A 17,277-nucleotide genomic window follows, 5' to 3' on the forward strand; every position below is an offset into this window, starting at 1 on the left:
TTTTTGTTAATAATATTATTTATAAAAATATTTTTATTATTTTATCTAATTACACCTTAATGATAACACAAGACAGTATTATATTACTATTCAAAAACCTTGGACATACACCCTGCAATAAACCCTGCTACAGCATCGTCTAAAAAGACACAGCCTTTTTTATCAAGTATTCCGATTACACCAGGTTTTTTTGCATCGTACCATCGAAAATTAAATATCCCCTTAGTTCCAGATATCTCGTTGGCAATAGCCATACCAATTACCTCATCTATGTATATATAGTTTGGATCCTCATGATAGTTAAAAGGCAGATTTCCCTTAATACCCTCCTCTTCAAGTTTTAAGGCACATATCATCAATATCAACAGGTTAGGGTCTTCCAATTTCCTTAACATTATCTCCTTAAGTTTCAGCCTTACATCCTCCTTATTTTCTGAGATACATAACTCCATAGCAGTATCTACCATGTCTTCCAAGTTTATTCCATATTTCTCTAAACCCTTTAAAAGGAGATTTTTAGAGTTGTTGATTGGAGAATCGTTCATATTGTCACCTTAAAGAATGAGAATCGAGGTTAATATTTCAATTTGTAGTTATGTATGTTATAATTTTAAAAATTAAAACTATATTAAAAATTAAAAGTATAGAGGGTTAGTATTAGAAATAAGTAAAATACTTAATAAAAGATCTTCCCTATAGCCCGAATTCCTTCTTAGAAAAAATAAGAGATCCTAAAATAAAAGAACTGTTAAATACTGAAAAAAACATTGTACTCTTTTTTATACTGTTTTGTTATTTTTATACTAGTTAATAGGGTTTTTATTCTCTTTCTAATAATTATTTTTATTTTTTTATTATTTTTAATATTTAATATTTTTTTAGTCATAAATCTAATAACTAATATAAAAAAGAAAATAAAATATACCAGGATTCTCTACTTTTTAAGTCATTAACTATCTTTTTTTATCCAACTAACCTTTACTTCTTTAATCTCTCCATTATCTTAGATCTCAATATCTCACTTACAGTTTTACCGTCTATTCTACCTCTTAAAACTGCCATACACTTACCCATAAGGGCTCCCATGGATCCCATACCTTTGCTCTTAACAATCTCCATATTTTTATCAACTATATCCCCAATTATTCTCTCAGCCTCCTCCTTAGAGAGAGACTTAAGGCCCTTCATCTCCAGTATTTCATCTAAACTCTTATCTGGGTATTCAGCAAATCCCTTAAGTACCTCAACTATAGCCTCCTTGGACATCTTACCTTCAGTCAATCCCTCAAATACCATCACAAAGTGATCCCTAGTAAGATTATCTATATTGTATCCCTCCCTTTTAATCTCCCTCAACGTATTCTCCAAGGTTGTTGCAATAAGAGTTGGTTTTATACTGTCCTTAAACCTCTTACACAACTCCTCGAAAAGTTGGACCCTTGGAGACGTTACAAGGATCTCTGCCAACTCCCTGTTAAGTTTGTACTCTCTTATAAACCTCTCTAACTTCTCCTCTGGCATCTCAGGAAGGTTGTTCTTTATACGTTTTAGGAGTTCCCTTTCCACCTTAATAGGTGGTATATCTGTCTCTGGATACATCCTGGCAGCCCCAGGTAATGGCCTTAGATATGTGGTATTTCCATTCTCAAGCGCCCTCCTCGTCTCCTCAGGTACTCCCTTAATAGCCTCTTTAGCCCTCTCTATAACTGCCTCAAGTGCTCTATCTACCTTTTCCTCCTCGTCTCCTATAAAGATAACAGCATCCTCGGGGGTTATCTCTATCCCAAGTTCCTCCTGAATATACTTCTTTATTTCCTCTACCTCCTCCTCAGTAATACCGTAGTTGGGAAGTTCATCTGTATGGAAGAGACCTCCAACCCCTGCGATAACCTTAGCCCTATCTGACAACTCAGATCCCAACCTTCTACCTTCCTGTATCTCTCTACCGACAAGACCACCAAAGCCCTTTAATACAATTCCCTTTATTCTTCCACCTTTCTTTAATACTCTTTGCAGTACCTTACATTTGGTGTTTCTTAATACATCGGTGATATCTACCACTTTATCTATTACCTCAGCCCCTCTTTCCTTAAGTGTCTTAGATATCTCTAAGAGATTTACCTGCCTTACAACCTCCCTCTCAATTACCTTCTCTATGAGATCGAGATCCTGCACTCCTTTTATCTCTACCCTGGCACCATCCCTTATAGATATGTTGATATCCTGTCTTATGGTACCAAGTCCCCTCTTCACCTTTCCAGTGGCTCTCAGTATCATTCCTATTCTCTTTGCAGTTTCTCTTCCCATCTTAGGTGAATCTATATCAGGCTCTGTGGAGATCTCTAAAAGAGGTATTCCCAACCTATCTACTCGATATTTTATATAATCTCTCCCCTCCTCTATCTTCCTAGAGGCATCCTCTTCTAAACATAGACTACTAATCCTAACCTTACCGCACTCTGTCTCCACGTATCCATCCTTACCTATGAACATGGTCCTTTGGAATCCTGAGGTATTGGAACCGTCTATAACGATCTTCCTCATGGTATGTATCTCATCTACCACATCCATATTCATCAGGAGGGCAACCTGCAGTGCAACCTCTAACGCCTCCTGGGATGGTATATGAGGAGGTTCCTCGTCCAACTCCACTAAACAGGTGGTGTCGTTGTAGTACTGATATATATAGTACTTTCCCTTTTTCCACTCTATAAGGGCAGCCCTATCTACATCTCCCATCTCACTTTGGGATATCCTTAGTAATCTCTTAATTTCACCATGAGGTTCATCGTCCCTTAACACTGTTGGACAGTTGCAGAAAAGTTTTCTCTTGGTATCCAACTGTTGGTGTATCTCTAAACCTACCTTTAAACCTAACTTCTTATAGTCTAACTCCACCCTACCACCGCATAATATAATATATTTTAAAAAAGAAATTATTAATTATTATTAGAAAAAATTATAAAAAAGATTATACTGTTTAATTTTCATTTATAATACTGTCCATAGTGGCTATAATGTTCTTTACCTTTGGATTTACGATGTAGTAGTGATTCCAGGTGCCCTCCTTCCTAGCCTTTATAAGTCCAGATTTTTTCAGTATATTCAGATGATGGGAAATAGTAGGTTGTGGTTTTTTTAACTCATCTATTATCTTACATACACACATACTCTCATTTTCACTTAGTAGTTTCAGTATCATCAACCTAGTGGGATCTGCAAAGGCTTTAAATATTTCAGCCATTGTTTCATACTTACTTGCATCTAATTTATTCATAATACCACCGCAGATATCTAAACCCTAAAATAATAATCTTAAAATACACGAAATCTTATATATAGATTTCTATATATTACTATATAAATATTTTTGTATATCTTCCCTACAACTCTATAAACACAAAAGTACTCTCAAATCCTATTATTAAAACAGTCGGGGAAAACTGTCAAAAATTTATTATCTTTATCAGTACGTCTATTTTTTGGATTTCTCTACTTCTTTATTTTTATAGAAATACTCCCTGGATCCTCTACTCCTTTTAGAGAAGACACAAGTCCAACAACAGTATTTTTAATAATCTTGGAAACAAAGGGATTTAAAGGTATCCTTCTTCCATCTACTACAAGTTCCACATCTGTAGACAACACACAGTCCTTCCAACTTAACTCTCCCTTAATTAACCTCTCAACAAACTCCCTACAGTTGTAACCACAGTGTCCACAGTTGAGGTTGTATGTAGGAACAACACTTTTATCTAGGATCTCTTTAACAACGTTCTCCACATTATACTTCATATTTTCGACTACCATTATAGTATGGGAGTCTACAAGTTCCCTTCCCTCACTGTCTCTCACTGTAACTATCTTTGGTATATTTAACTCCTTCAACTTTTCTTTAAACCCCTCTACTATCACCAAATCACTTTCTAATTTCGAAAGTATTTCTTCCAACTCCATAGTTCCATAGAAAAATGTAGTTTTGCCCCTAACATCTGAAAAAACTGATACATCGGCGTACTCTTTAAATCTGTAGGTATCTGTTCCCTCCCTGTCTATCTCTACAGGGTGACCACTGTGTTTTACTGTAGCAACACTAATGCCCTTCTCTTTTAGGACTTTTAGTACATCACATATTAAGGTAGTTTTACCGGAGTTTTTAGGTCCTATCACTCCAACAACTCTCAAAATATCACCGTTAATTAATATACAACTATCATCCTTCTAAATAAAAATTAATCATCAGTGGAGAGTTCATTAAATAGATTTTACAAATCTCTAAAAATTTATTATTTATTTTATTTTTATAATAATTAAAAAATAAAATTAAAATGTCTTTATCTCTCCACTTATTACTCTCTCCATAACTTCTGGAATTCTATCTAACCATTTTTTAGCAATATCCTTTGCTTTTGGTTCTATATCTTCTAAGTTATAACCCTCCTCAGTTATAACCTCTATATCCAAGATCTTCGGTTCATTTATTGGTCTTCCTATTTGACTAAGTATTCTAACGTGGCACTCCTTAACTCCCTCTATCTTAGCAACGTCATTGGCTATTATATTGGCAAGTATGTTGTATATTTTCCCAACATGGTTTACTGGATTCTTACCACTGGCTGCCTCCATACTCATAGGTCTAAATGGTGTTATTAGACCATTTGCCCTGTTACCCCTTCCAACTGATCCATCATCTCCCATCTCTGCGGAAGTTCCAGTTACAGTTAGATATACACTGTTATCACTATCTGCAGTGTTTATACATACCTCCACTTCGTAATCTCCTGCAATCTCCTTAGCCAACTTCTCCACTTTTTCCTTAACCTTTCTTTTTACCTCCCTGTACTCCTCAAGGGATTTTACATACCTGTCTATTACAGCCATGGCTATAGTTAAGGTGATTTTCTTTCCCTCCCTTAGACCCATAACCTTTATATCCTCTCCAACTGCAGGGATCTCTTCCTTTAACTCTTTACTGTTTAGGAATCTCTCCGTCTCTAAGACTAGTCTCTCTGTGGTGCTAAGTGGGGCGTATCCCACTCCGAAGGAGGTGTCGTTTGCCAGAGGAATCTCAGATTTCTTCCTCTCAAATACCTCAATTAGATCTGTAGAACCTTGTCCCATCCTACAGTCTACTATGACGTCTTTATCTACATCTATATTTCTCAGAGTCTTCTTTAGGTAGGATCTTGCGGCCTTAATGGCTACAGTTGCAGTGGGTAATTTAACGATCTCTCCTTTCTCCTTATCCAGTATCTGCATGGTAGCCCTTCCAGATATGAGGATGTAGATAGGGGCTACCATATGGCCTCCTCCAAACTTTGGATAGGCATGACCTCCAACAAGTTCCACCTGATCTGTGTTGTGGTGAAGTATGGTACCTACCTTCTCCCTGTACATTTTACAGAGTGCAGCACTTACACTTTCGGCTATACCGTCGCAGATACTGTCTGGATGACCTAAACCCTTTCTCTCTACGATCTCAATGTCTCTCTCCTCTACAGGAGTGATATCTAACTTCTTAACAACTATATTTGCCACGATATCACCAAAAACTTTTTGCTTTTATAAAAAATTATAAAAAGACTAACTTTTATAAATTAATTGTTGTATATGTGTTCTGGTATAATAAGGACTAATGATTGAATAATCGTATAAATTATTTAGTATATAAAAATAATATATAAAAATAAAAAATCTAGGGGTATAGTATGGAGAGTAAATTAAAGAGAGTAGAAGAAAGAGAAATCACCAAGGCAATTCTAAACACCTCCTTTAAGATGTGGAGAGATATACTAGAGGCAGATGTTGTAATCGTAGGTGGAGGACCCAGTGGGTTGACAGCATCGAAGTACTTAGCAGAAAATGGTGTTAAGGTTGTAGTTTTAGAGAGACATCTATCCTTTGGAGGAGGTATCTGGGGAGGAGGAATGGGATTCCCCTACATTACAGTACAGGAACCTGCCCATAAAATTTTAAAGGATTTCAATGTAAAGTTGGAAGAGGCAGGTGATGGATTGTACGTTGCCAACTCCGTTGAAGTTGCGGCAAAGTTAGGTTGCGGGGCTATAGATGGGGGAGCGAGAATCCTTACTGGCATCGTCGTTGAGGATGTCATCTTAAAGGAAAATAGGGTATCTGGGGTTGTAATAAACTCTTACGCCATTGAGAAGGCAGGGCTCCATATAGACCCCCTTACGATAGATGCCAAATATGTAGTAGATGCAACTGGACATGAGGCTTCAGTTTCAAATATCCTTGCAAGAAAGAATAAGGAGTTAAGATTGGAGATTCCAGGAGAGAGGTCTCTATGGGCGGAAAAGGGAGAAAACTCATTACTAAGAAATACTAGAGAGATATTCCCAGGACTATATGTATGTGGTATGGCTGCAAATGCAGTCCATGGAGGGTACAGGATGGGAGCAGTCTTTGGAGGTATGTTCCTCTCTGGTAAAAAAGTTGCTAATCTGATCTTGGAGGAGTTGGAAAAGAATAAATAACTATTTATTTTTTATTTTTCTATTATATATTTAGATGTATTAAGATCTATTATAAAAAATTACAAAATCTATGTGAAGATGATGGAAAATATTAGAATTAGAAGGATGAAGGAAAATGATATCCCCCAGGTAATAAAGATAGAAGAAGATTCTTTTAAATATACATATCCACCACTGTTAATAATGCAGATACTGTCCTCCTTTCCAGAGGGATTTTTAGTTGCAGAGGATGAGAGAAACGAGAGGATAGTGGGCTATATTATGGGACTGATAGAGTGGGGACATGGACATATAATATCGATTGCAACCTCTAAAGAGTATAGAAAGAGGGGTATAGGCACTGCACTATTGAAGAAACTGGAAGATATTCTATTTAAAAAATACAACGTTGGGTATATAGCCTTAGAGGTGAGGTTTAACAACAGGGAGGCAAGGAGGTTCTACTATAAGAGGGGCTACAAGGATAAGAGACTACTACCAAGGTACTACGAAGATGGTACAGATGCTATTTTAATGGTAAAGAGGAACCCATATATTGAAGTAACCAACACTCCAGTTATTGTTAGTATGTGGTAGAGATGAGGAGAATAACAATATACTCCCCTAACTGTTATACCTACGGCGCCATGACTGTTGGAGGGGTGCTAAAAGAGAAATTTAAAGATAGGTATGATATAAAACTTGTTAGACATTTGGATAATAATACCCTAAACCTCTTTTTAAAATCTGATATTGTTATATTAAGTTTATACTCTACTTTACATATTTTAGACAATAAGTTAAAGGAAGTTATTGAATTTGTAAGAAAGCAAAGTAAAAAAAGAGATAAAAATATCAAAATTTACGTTGGAGGTCCTGTATCGGCATATCCGGAGGTAATTCTGGGAGAGATGAAAGTAGATGGGGTAATATTGGGGGAGGGGGAGATCTCAACACCAAATGTGATAGAGGGAGATAGAGAAGGTTTAGCATATCTAGAAAATGGAGAGGTGGTAATAAATGAGTTAAAGGAAAAACCGGAGTTGATTTCGAAACCCCTTATACCGAAGGATATAGGCAATCAAAACATTAGGGGGGCGAATGTATATATAGAAACCCATAGAGGATGCTTAGGTAACTGTACCTTCTGTCAAGTTCCAAGGTTCTTTGGGAGGAGGATAAGAAGTAAGCCCTTAGAACTTGTATTGGAGGAGGTAAAGGAGTTTAAAAGGAAAGGTGCTAAGAGGATAGCAGTTAGTGGAGGTACAGGGAGTCTTTACAACTTCAAGAAGGATGTAAATAAGAGTGCATTTATTGAACTCCTCGAAGGTATAGGGAATATTGTTGGAAGTAAGAATCTCTCTGTACCTGATATGAGGGTGGATTACGTTGATGAGGATATCCTAGATGCTATAAAGAGATACACCATCGGTTGGGTATTTTACGGTATAGAGAGTGGAAGTGACAGGATACTGAAATCCATGAGGAAGGGAACTAATAGAGAGAAGAACCTATACGCTATACAACTGGCAAAAGAAAATGATGTAAAGGTGGGAGGTAGTTTCATAGTAGGTTACCCTGGGGAGAGGGAGATTGACTATCTACTAACTAAAGATTTTATAGTAGAGGCTGAGTTAGACGATGTCTTCGTATCCATCGCTGAACCTATACCTAAAACAGAGTTGTGCAACTTAGTACTTAAAACTCCCCTTGAGGAGAATCTAACATTTAAACCTCATATGGGAGGTTATAGACGTTTTAATCTAACAGAGAGTGAGGCGAGATGTTTAGATCTTATGCTTCATGGTGAGCAGTGGAAACCTAAGCCCTCTGTTATTACAAAGAAGAAGTTTTTACTGTATTTAAATGAAACTAAGAGACAGGGAGAAGATATAAGGAATATTACAAGGTTGATATTTAGGTATAGGAATTGTTTGATGTAATTATTAATAAAAAATTATATAAGGATAAACTACAGAAGGTACTTCGTAATATTGGTTTTTGATAAAAACCAACTAGAGTAAAAATAATAAGTAAAAATAAAAAACTCTATTTTAATTTACATACAATATTTTATTAAAGAATTATTTTTAACTCTTATCAAAAAAATAATTTAAAACTTAAAAAAATAGATACTAAGAAAATAAGAATATTTTATTAAAGAAGATTTGCTCCACTCCTTTAATATTTCATAGATATTTAAAGAAGAATGTCATTTGTTTATAATCATTTCATAAGTGTTTAAGATTTTTATCTAATTTCAATAATCTTTATTTTATTGTAATTATTATAATAATTATTTGATAAAAGATTTATTTTTTAATGAGATAAGAGCAATACAATAATAAAATAGTTAAATATATCAAATTAAACTTCGTATTTGGGAAGGTTATGATAGATAGAAAAGTTCTATTTCGAGGTAAATTTCTAATAAAGGTTTTAGCCCTCATTATAATTCTTTACTACTTAGGTATTAAGTTAAACATATATGAGTACCTCTCTTTCTTAGAGATGTATATCAACGAGATAATTATAAGTGTAGTCTTGATACTTGGCACCTTGATATTTTTAGATATCTCCCTTGAGTTAATAAAGGAATTCTTTGAAAAGAGAGGAGAGTTGAGGGATTATCCAATTTTCGCATCAGTTTTTAAATATACAACATGGTTTGTTGCTGGGTTAATTGGGCTCTCACTTATCTACAACGACATAGGTTCCCTTTTAATGTCCCTTGGTATTATAGGTGCAGCCCTTACCTTTGCACTACAGAGACCTATTATGAACTTTGCAGGATGGATAAATATAGTTATAACTCGGCCCTTCAAGATAAACGACAGGGTATATATAAAGGACATAGGGATGGGAGATGTATACAAAATTGACACCATGCATATATATCTGAGGGAAGTTGTAGGAGAACCTACTGGAAGAACCCTTATAATACCAAACGCCTACGTACTAACCAACTCCATAACAAACTATACCAGAGGATCTCCATATATCTGGGATAACGTAAAGGTAGTAGTTACCTACGAGAGCGACTTTGAGAAGGCGAAGAAGTTGGTTTTAGAAGCCTGTGAGGAGGTAGTTGGAGATCTTATGAAGGAGTTGGCAGAGATCTGGAGAAATAAACCTAGGCCCTTCACAAATGCAAAAGTCTACGATAGGCCTATTCTCAGAGTAAATTTTTTAGAGAGAGGTATTGAGTTGAAGGTTAGATACTTAGTAAATGCCTTCGAATGGGCAGAGGTAAAGACCAAGATCTTAAGTAAGATAATCGAGAAGATCAGGAAAGAAAAGGATGTAGAGATAGCCTACCCACATATGGAAGTTATATACAGACCTAAGTCAGAAAAAAGAGAGTGGAGAGGATCGTCTTTTGAGAACGATAACGATTAAAAATTTTAAATAGTGAAAAAGAAAAAAAATATTCCTAATAATTTAATATATATTTAAATTTAAAAAGATATCAGGGTATTTTTTCTCTCTTCCTAGTGTCAAGAACTTCCGAGATTAAGATGTTTTAAAATAAATTTTTTAATTTTAAAATCTTAATTCTAATTATAATATCATAATAATTAAACAATAATAATTAAATAAATTAAATAAATGAGAATATGAAAATTAGTAACCAACAGCCCTGATAGAAGGATTTATTCCAACTTCCATAAAGTTTAAAGACATTCCAAAATAGCATTTAAAATCTCTTTAATCTGTCTCTGAATACTTGTTTAAGATCTCGAAGAAAATTAGAATAAAGATTAGGATTTTCTCTAATTTTTATTTTAATCTGTTATTTTAATTTAATTAATTATTTTTACTAGATTCTCAAGAGATTATTATAATACAGTCTTTATTTAATAACTACAATTCCTTAGAGCCTCTCTTACCAACTTAATACCTCTCTCTAGGAGATCCTTTGCAATAGTGCTGCTCTTACCCTCAACCCTTATCCTTATACATGGTTCAGTTCCAGAGGGCCTTATAAGTACCCATCCATCTTCTAAGTTAAACCTAGCTCCATCTACAGTCTCAGGAGTTTTTTGGAATACCTTCTCTCCGTACTCTATCACATACTTCATAACAGAGGATTTCTTACTCTCTTCACAGGGTATTTTTTCCCTTAGATTTACATAGGAGGGCACATCATCTAATAGGTTGCACAGTTTATTGTCGAAGTACTCCATCATCTCCAAAACCCTTAAACCAGATAGTATTCCATCTGGAGTTAGATGTACATCTCCATGGATCCAGGTACCAGAGGGCTCTCCTCCAAAGAGGGCGTTGTACTTAGACAGTGCCTGGGAGACTGCCACATCTCCAACCTTGGTTCTAACAACTTTAACTTTATCTCCTAGGTATTCATCTAGGGACATAGAGGCATCCACTGTAGTTATTACTACATTACATCCTGTTTTTTCCACTATATATTTAGAGAACACTGCAAGTAATTTGTCAAAATCTGCCATCCTTCCTCTCTCATCTATAGCCACCATCCTGTCTCCATCTCCATCATGGGCTATCCCTATGTAATCTCCTCCTCCTTCATTCAACCCTTTAACCACCCTCATAGTGTTCTGAAGGTTCGCCCCATTTGGTTCAGGCATTCTACCTATAAATCTTCCATCTATATGGGCATTTAGGGAAATGACATGGGATCCAACATCTGTAAATAGATAGGGAGATACTACAGAACTTGCTGCATTGGCACAGTCTACAACAACATGGAACTCCCTACTTATAGATAGATGTTTAAGAATATGTTCCCTATATTTCCTCAGTGCATTCTCATCTCTCAATACCTCTCCAACAGATTTCCAATCTGCCCTTTTAAAGTTGTTCTTAAATATTATCTCCTCGATCTCCTTCTCTTCCTCAGGACTGTAGGAAGTACCATCCCTTTTGAAAAGTTTTATACCGTTGTACTCTGGAGGGTTATGAGAGGCAGTTATCATAATACCTACGTCATGGTTCCTTGTAGAAAAACCTAATGTTGGGGTAGGTGCAATACCTATATCTGTTACTGTGGATCCTCCACTTAAGAGTCCTGATATTAGGGCACTCTTTATCATCTCCCCAGTAGTTCTGTTATCTCTGGCGACAACTACATCTTTCACCTTTTGAGATATAGCAAGACCTACCTTATAGGCAATCTTAGGATCTAGGTCCTTCATCCTTATACCTGAAGTTCCAAAGAGTTTCATGGTATCAACCTCAATTTCTACTAAATCATTATAATATAATATAGTTTTTATTTTAATGATAATGAGATTTTTATATATCTATAGTTCAACGGTGAGACAGTGATCCTTGGAATGGATATAGGAGGAGCAAATACAAAGATAACTGAGTTAGAGGGAGGGTATTACAGGATACATCACATATACTTCCCAATGTGGAAGGAACATAAAAAACTTGTAGAGCTTCTAAGGAAGTATAACAGGGAAGATGTGGAAAAGGTTGGTATAGTTATGACGGCTGAACTTGTTGATGCATACAAAAGTAAGAGGGAAGGGGTGGAGGATATACTAAATGCTGTGGAGAGGGCTTTTCCTGAAAAAGATATCTACGTTTTTGATGTAGATGGAAACTTTTTAGAGATAGACGTTGCCAAGAGGAACTATAATAAAGTCTCTGCCTCAAATTGGACTGCCACTGCCTACTTTGTGATAAAGAATATCTGCGACAACTGTATACTTGTAGATATGGGCTCTACAACAACAGATATTATACCTATAAAAAATGGAGAGATACTAACTGAAAAGACAGATCTAAAGAGACTGATGAATAACCAGTTGGTGTATGTGGGGGCACTTAGGACACCACTTTCCTTCCTAACTAGTACTGTAATCTTTAGAGATCGTGAAACTAATATATCTTCGGAGTATTTCTCCATAACTGGAGATATAAACTTTATACTTAATAAGATAGAGAGGGAGGATTACACCTGTGATACACCAGACGGTGCTCCAGTGGACAGGGAGAGTTGTATGAGGAGGGTGGCTAGGATTCTCTGTAGTGATTTAGAGGAGGTGGACGAGGAGGAGATCTTGGATATATCCTATCAACTCTATAAAAAACTCCTAGATATGATTAGGTACAATGTAGATTCTATCTCTGAGAGATATAATATTAAAGACGTTGTAATTACAGGTCTTGGAGAGAGGATACTAAAGGAGGCTTTAGAGGGTTATAATATTGTTTCTATAGGAGAGAAGTACGGAAAAGAGGTATCTCTAAGTACTCCTAGTTTTGCAGTGGCTAAGTTGTTAGAGGATTATCAAAAGTGAAACTATGGGATACAGTAAAAGGAAGATAAAAAAGATAAAGAAGATAGCCCTGGAGAGAATAGATATTCTTATGAACCTCGCTGAAGAGGCCTACAGGAAGGGACGACTGGACAGAATGAGGAGGTATATAGAACTAAGTAGAAGGATTGCAATGAAGGTAAGGGTGCGTTTTCCAAAGAAGTGGAAGAGAAGAATATGTAAGAAGTGTCTTACAATACTCATCTACGGTGAAAACTGTAAGGTTAGGACAGTGAGTGATAAGAACTGCCCTCATGTATCTATAAAGTGTTTGAACTGTGGCAACGTTATTAAGATCCCTATGGTAAGGGAGAAAAAGTTAAAAAGAAGACTTAAAAGAATGGTTAAAAGTGATGGCAATACAAAGGATATTGAAAGGAAATAATTTTATTTAGACTATTACTACAATTCCTATCATAAAAATACTAATAAAAAAAATAAAAAATAAAAGAAGAGATTTTAAAAAACAGAAGTACTGTCAATAATATTTTGAAAGATAGATTAAAAATTTTTTATAATTATTTTTTATTTTTTAATTATCTCTCTTAAGGTATATAGTCTCAGTTGGGAATGCCATCTCGATACCTTCTCTGTCAAAGGCCTCCTTGATCTTAAGATTTATCTCATCTATGGTATTTAGATAGTAATCAAATCCAAAGTTTCTTATGAAGTATTCAACTCTGATATCTAAAGAGTATGTGTTAAACTTATAGAAAGTTATCCTTATTGGAGGTAATGTACCAGGATGTGCCTCTATTATTTCCTTAATGATCTCCTTGGCCCTCTTTATCTTCTCTACAGGTGTATCATAGGTTAATCCAATATATACAAGTACCCTCCTCTTCCTCATCTCAGAGAAATTTTCAATGTTCGCATTTACAAGGGAGGTGTTAGGGACCACTATAAGGGAATCGTCGAAGGTTCTTATCTTTGTACTTCTCACCCCTATATCTTCAACTATCCCCTCTCCACCTTCAAACTTTATCCAGTCCTTTATCTTGAAGGGTTTATCTACAAATATGAGAATACCTGCTATAAAGTTTCTAATAGTATCCTGGGCTGCCAATGCAACTGCCAAACCTCCAATACCTAAACCTGCGAGAAGTGCTGTTATGTCATAACCTATTGTTTTTAAGGCAGTAAGTATTCCCAGTATCACAATTAGTATCTTTAACAACTTCTTAAGGGGAGATAACAACTGATCGTCGAATTTAGTCTCTGATTCCTCTACTATAGGTTGAATATAGTACTCTACTATATCGTCTAATAGATTCAGTGCAAACCATGTAAAACATAATATAACTACAACTTTGATAGAGTTATCTAACAGTATATGGAGATTGTATGGAAGTGTCAGAAACTTTAAACCAAAGTATATACATACCGTAAATATAAATATCGTCCCTGGAAATTCGGCGGCGTCTAAAAGGATATCGTCAAATTTGATCCTGGATTTGTTTACCAGATCTCTTAGATATCTCTTAATAATATATCTATATATCTTCGTCAATAGAACCCCAAGGATGATAAAGAGGACAAATACCAAATACTGATATAAGGTACTATGAAGAAATAGATTTGGGATTTCCATTTAAAATCCCTCAGTATAATATAGATTATAATTATTTAAATTAAAAAATTATTTTTTATTTAATAATAACTTTTTAAATATATTATGATCCTTTAATTTCAATAATCTAAGTATTCTTAATACGTCTGTTTTAGATATAATGCCTTTCAGTCTGTTGTTTTTATCCAGAACGTAAACCCTATCGTCATTACCTAATTTAAATATTATATCGTTTAAAGTAGCATCCTCTGGTACTGTTACAGGTTGTTTCATAATATCTTTTATAAGTATTTTGTCACTTACAGTGGTGATGTCGTTAAAGGATACAGTTCCCACAAGTTTTCCATCCTCTACAACTGGATAACCCATATATCTGTATTTGAATATCAGATATACCAAATCTTTAACAGTATCCTTGGGAGATACAGATACTATTCGAGGATTCATAATATCCTTTGCCTTTATCTTGTTGAAGATCTCCTCTGTAACCAGTGCGTGGTACTCTTGAGTTGCCCCGTAGTATATAAAGAGGGCTATGAGAATGAGAATGATATTAAAAGAAAGAATACCGAAGAGAAGGAGGAGAAAGGAGAAATACTGACCTACTACCGATGCTATCTTGGTGGCCTCTATATAATCCATCTTTGAGGCTAGAAGGGCTCTGAGTATTCTACCACCATCCATTGGAAAGGCTGGAAGGAGGTTAAAGGCTCCTAAAAAAATATTTAAAATACCTACAGTAGTAAGTAGGGGGTAGTTCATGCCCCCTATATTTAATATAGGACCTTTTATAAAATTTGAAAGGGATATTAAGATTATACCTAAAAGGATACTAACTATTGGACCTGCAATAGCTATTTTTAACTCCCCCCTCTTAGGAATCTTATCCATCATTGCCATGCCTCCAATGGGGAGGAGGAGTATTTTTTCTATATATACTCCATATCTTTTAGCCACATAGGAGTGGGCCAACTCATGTACTACTACAGATGCAAAGAGAAATATATAGAGTATGAGACCATCTAAACCCCAGAAGTAGTATACAAGTATGAGAAGTAGTATAAATGTTATATGAAGTTCTATAGGTATATTCATAACCTTGGCTATTCTAAATGACAGCATAATACCTCCTTCAATGTTTTATATCCAATCCTCTCCTTTTTAATTCTTCGTATATCTTTTCAGGGACCTCTGGGCACTTCAACAACTGAAGGGCTTTATCCTTATCTATCAATCCATACCTAACCATGGCACAGATTCTTCTAAATTCAAAACTATATCCATACTTCTTATAAAACTCCTTTATTGCAGGTGCAAGGACTAAACAGTTGGTGGTATATCCTCCCAACTTAGGATCCTTCCAAGGGAGTTCCTTTAAGATTTTGCGCCTCTCCTCATCTGTTAACTTATAACCTGCCAGTAGTCTTACAACAGTTATCCCTCCCTCTAACCTCTTAAGGGAGGAGGTTCCAAAGGGTAATTCATGGCCTGTAACTATTACATCGATATTTAGCATCTTTGCAACTCTCCATACTTCCCTCATTATACGTTCAGAGCATTTTCTACAGGGAGACTCCCCCCTTGAAATAGTATCTTTGAACAGTTCTGTAAAATCTCTATTTAGGACTATCCAGTCTACATTTAAATACCTTGTGATATTACGGCAGTTTTCAATGGCTTCATCTGAGATATAGTTGTTGTCTACTGTAACACATAGAGGATTTACCTTGAACTCTTTAACTAAAAGGTAAAGTGCTACAATGCTATCCTTTCCTCCAGAGAGGGCCATTATACAGTGGTATTTATTTTTCTTTTTTGTATTTTTTAGTATATCTTCTATCTCTTTTTTCATCTTTTGTGGGTCTCTAGGATATTTGATGGAGTAGTAGCATTCCATACAGATGTTTTTTCCCTGATAGTTTATTATCTTAGAAGTTTTACTGGTGTTGAGGCAGATTTCGCATTTTAATTCTTCTTCATTACTGATTTTTAGGGATCTACTATTTTCTTCCATAGTATCATAAACTTTATTTATATTTATTATTCCTAGTTTCTATTCAAATAATAAAATTAATAATATTGAATTATTCTTTTTTTACTTTTTAAAAATGTAAATAAATTTTATAATAATAATAAAAATAATATAAAAAAATAATTAGTAAAATACCCTACTTCCCATCAAAAGGATAATTTAGAGAATAATAAAAATAAACCCTAATTCCCATCAAAAAATCCTGATAAGGATAACAATAATTATAAAAATAAAAGTGTAAAAGGGAAGGTATAAAATCAGAATAAATAAAAGATAATCTCCTAGGGTGCTCTAAGATACTCTATGGAGTGGAGTAGATCCTTGCTAACAGGCTGGCTATTATTAATTTTTATTATAAAGTTTAAATATTTTCTCAGTCTTTTTATTATTCTTATTTTTATTATTTAAATCGTTACTTTGATGGGAACTAAGGTAATAAAAATAAAAATAATTACAAAAATAATAATATTTTAAAATAAAAACCTCTATCACCCCAGATACAAAAAATTTTAAAAATAATATTGAAGGAAAATGATCCTCTGAATACCTTCTAATACAAGGGATTCAGAATAGGATTTTCTATCTTATCTAAGGGTTCGGAAAGATCTTAGAGTATCTTATTTTTATAAAGATCTTAGAATATCAAATATTTTTATATTGATTATTTTCATTATGATTTTTATTATAATGATTATCATTATTCATTATTCTTTAACTACTATTTTGGTGGGAACTAAGATATTTAAATAATAAAAAATAGTTTATAGGTTGAATTAAAGAGTATAGAAACACTCTTTTGTATTTTATAACACCTTATAACTATTTTTCTCTCTAGAAACTCTTCTAAAAGGATAAATACAACTTAAATAACAAATTGGTATCTTAATACTA

The 17,277-nt window shown here is 34.7% G+C and carries 15 protein-coding genes; 6 read left to right on the top strand and 9 right to left on the bottom strand.

Annotated features, from left to right (window positions below):
• Nucleotides 1-86: 86 nt before the first annotated feature.
• From CFE53_RS00005 to CFE53_RS00025, 5 genes are all read right to left on the bottom strand, one after another.
• Nucleotides 87-545, bottom strand: coding sequence for a phosphatidylglycerophosphatase A (locus CFE53_RS00005; RefSeq protein ID WP_148119867.1), 459 nt, complete (start codon nucleotides 543-545; stop codon nucleotides 87-89).
• 433 nt (nucleotides 546-978) lie between these two features.
• Nucleotides 979-2,898 carry a Glu-tRNA(Gln) amidotransferase subunit GatE gene (gene gatE, locus CFE53_RS00010; protein ID WP_148119868.1) on the bottom strand — a complete coding sequence of 640 codons (1,920 nt, stop codon included), beginning with the start codon at nucleotides 2,896-2,898 and terminating at the stop codon, nucleotides 979-981.
• Nucleotides 2,899-2,980: 82 nt separating this feature from the next.
• The gene (locus tag CFE53_RS00015) at nucleotides 2,981-3,277 is read right to left on the bottom strand and encodes a helix-turn-helix transcriptional regulator (protein ID WP_148119869.1); all 297 of its coding nucleotides are present in this window, start codon (nucleotides 3,275-3,277) and stop codon (nucleotides 2,981-2,983) included.
• A gap of 215 nt (nucleotides 3,278-3,492) precedes the next feature.
• Nucleotides 3,493-4,188, bottom strand: coding sequence for a molybdopterin-guanine dinucleotide biosynthesis protein B (gene mobB / locus CFE53_RS00020; RefSeq protein ID WP_148119870.1), 696 nt, complete (start codon nucleotides 4,186-4,188; stop codon nucleotides 3,493-3,495).
• A 135-nt stretch (nucleotides 4,189-4,323) separates the two neighbouring features.
• Nucleotides 4,324-5,538, bottom strand: coding sequence for a methionine adenosyltransferase (locus tag CFE53_RS00025; protein WP_148119871.1), 1,215 nt, complete (start codon nucleotides 5,536-5,538; stop codon nucleotides 4,324-4,326).
• 170 nt (nucleotides 5,539-5,708) lie between these two features.
• Between CFE53_RS00025 and CFE53_RS00030 the strand changes: the two genes are divergently transcribed.
• The 4 genes from CFE53_RS00030 (at nucleotide 5,709) to CFE53_RS00045 (ending at nucleotide 9,875) form a co-directional block, all read left to right on the top strand.
• Entirely contained in the window at nucleotides 5,709-6,497 is a 789-nt protein-coding gene (locus tag CFE53_RS00030; protein ID WP_148119872.1) for a sulfide-dependent adenosine diphosphate thiazole synthase, read from the top strand.
• An 81-nt stretch (nucleotides 6,498-6,578) separates the two neighbouring features.
• Nucleotides 6,579-7,073: a ribosomal protein S18-alanine N-acetyltransferase gene (gene rimI, locus CFE53_RS00035; RefSeq protein WP_148119873.1), complete on the top strand. Its 495-nt coding sequence runs from the start codon at nucleotides 6,579-6,581 to the stop codon at nucleotides 7,071-7,073.
• Nucleotides 7,074-7,075: 2 nt separating this feature from the next.
• On the top strand, nucleotides 7,076-8,419 hold the full coding sequence (locus CFE53_RS00040) for a methyl-coenzyme M reductase glutamine C-methyltransferase (RefSeq protein WP_172456332.1): 1,344 nt from the start codon (nucleotides 7,076-7,078) through the stop codon (nucleotides 8,417-8,419).
• Between the two features lie 448 nt (nucleotides 8,420-8,867).
• A complete protein-coding gene (locus CFE53_RS00045) occupies nucleotides 8,868-9,875 on the top strand; it encodes a mechanosensitive ion channel family protein (protein ID WP_148119875.1) in 1,008 nt (335 codons plus the stop codon).
• A 458-nt stretch (nucleotides 9,876-10,333) separates the two neighbouring features.
• Here CFE53_RS00045 and glmM read toward each other — a convergent pair whose 3' ends face one another.
• Complete coding sequence (gene glmM, locus CFE53_RS00050; protein WP_148119876.1) at nucleotides 10,334-11,680, bottom strand: phosphoglucosamine mutase; 1,347 nt, start codon at nucleotides 11,678-11,680, stop codon at nucleotides 10,334-10,336.
• Nucleotides 11,681-11,779: 99 nt separating this feature from the next.
• Here glmM and mfnF point away from each other — a divergent pair, with 99 nt between their 5' ends.
• Both mfnF and CFE53_RS00060 read left to right on the top strand, forming a co-directional pair.
• A complete protein-coding gene (mfnF, locus tag CFE53_RS00055; protein WP_253254752.1) occupies nucleotides 11,780-12,766 on the top strand; it encodes a (4-{4-[2-(gamma-L-glutamylamino)ethyl]phenoxymethyl}furan-2-yl)methanamine synthase in 987 nt (328 codons plus the stop codon).
• A 4-nt stretch (nucleotides 12,767-12,770) separates the two neighbouring features.
• Nucleotides 12,771-13,169 (top strand): ribonuclease P protein component 4, encoded by a 399-nt coding sequence (locus CFE53_RS00060; protein ID WP_148119877.1) that lies wholly within the window; start codon nucleotides 12,771-12,773, stop codon nucleotides 13,167-13,169.
• Nucleotides 13,170-13,316: 147 nt separating this feature from the next.
• On the opposite strand, the gene CFE53_RS00065 is transcribed toward CFE53_RS00060, so the two are convergent.
• The 3 genes from CFE53_RS00065 to CFE53_RS00075 are packed head-to-tail and all read right to left on the bottom strand — an operon-like array spanning nucleotide 13,317 to nucleotide 16,368.
• Nucleotides 13,317-14,375 carry a mechanosensitive ion channel family protein gene (locus CFE53_RS00065; RefSeq protein WP_148119878.1) on the bottom strand — a complete coding sequence of 353 codons (1,059 nt, stop codon included), beginning with the start codon at nucleotides 14,373-14,375 and terminating at the stop codon, nucleotides 13,317-13,319.
• A 48-nt stretch (nucleotides 14,376-14,423) separates the two neighbouring features.
• A complete protein-coding gene (locus CFE53_RS00070) occupies nucleotides 14,424-15,476 on the bottom strand; it encodes a site-2 protease family protein (protein WP_148119879.1) in 1,053 nt (350 codons plus the stop codon).
• Between the two features lie 10 nt (nucleotides 15,477-15,486).
• Entirely contained in the window at nucleotides 15,487-16,368 is an 882-nt protein-coding gene (locus tag CFE53_RS00075; RefSeq protein ID WP_148119880.1) for a phosphoadenosine phosphosulfate reductase family protein, read from the bottom strand.
• Nucleotides 16,369-17,277 lie beyond the last annotated feature (909 nt).

Origin of the sequence: Methanofervidicoccus sp. A16 (assembly GCF_003351865.1) — an archaeon.
GTDB lineage: Archaea > AGJL01 > Methanococci > Methanococcales > Methanococcaceae > Methanofervidicoccus.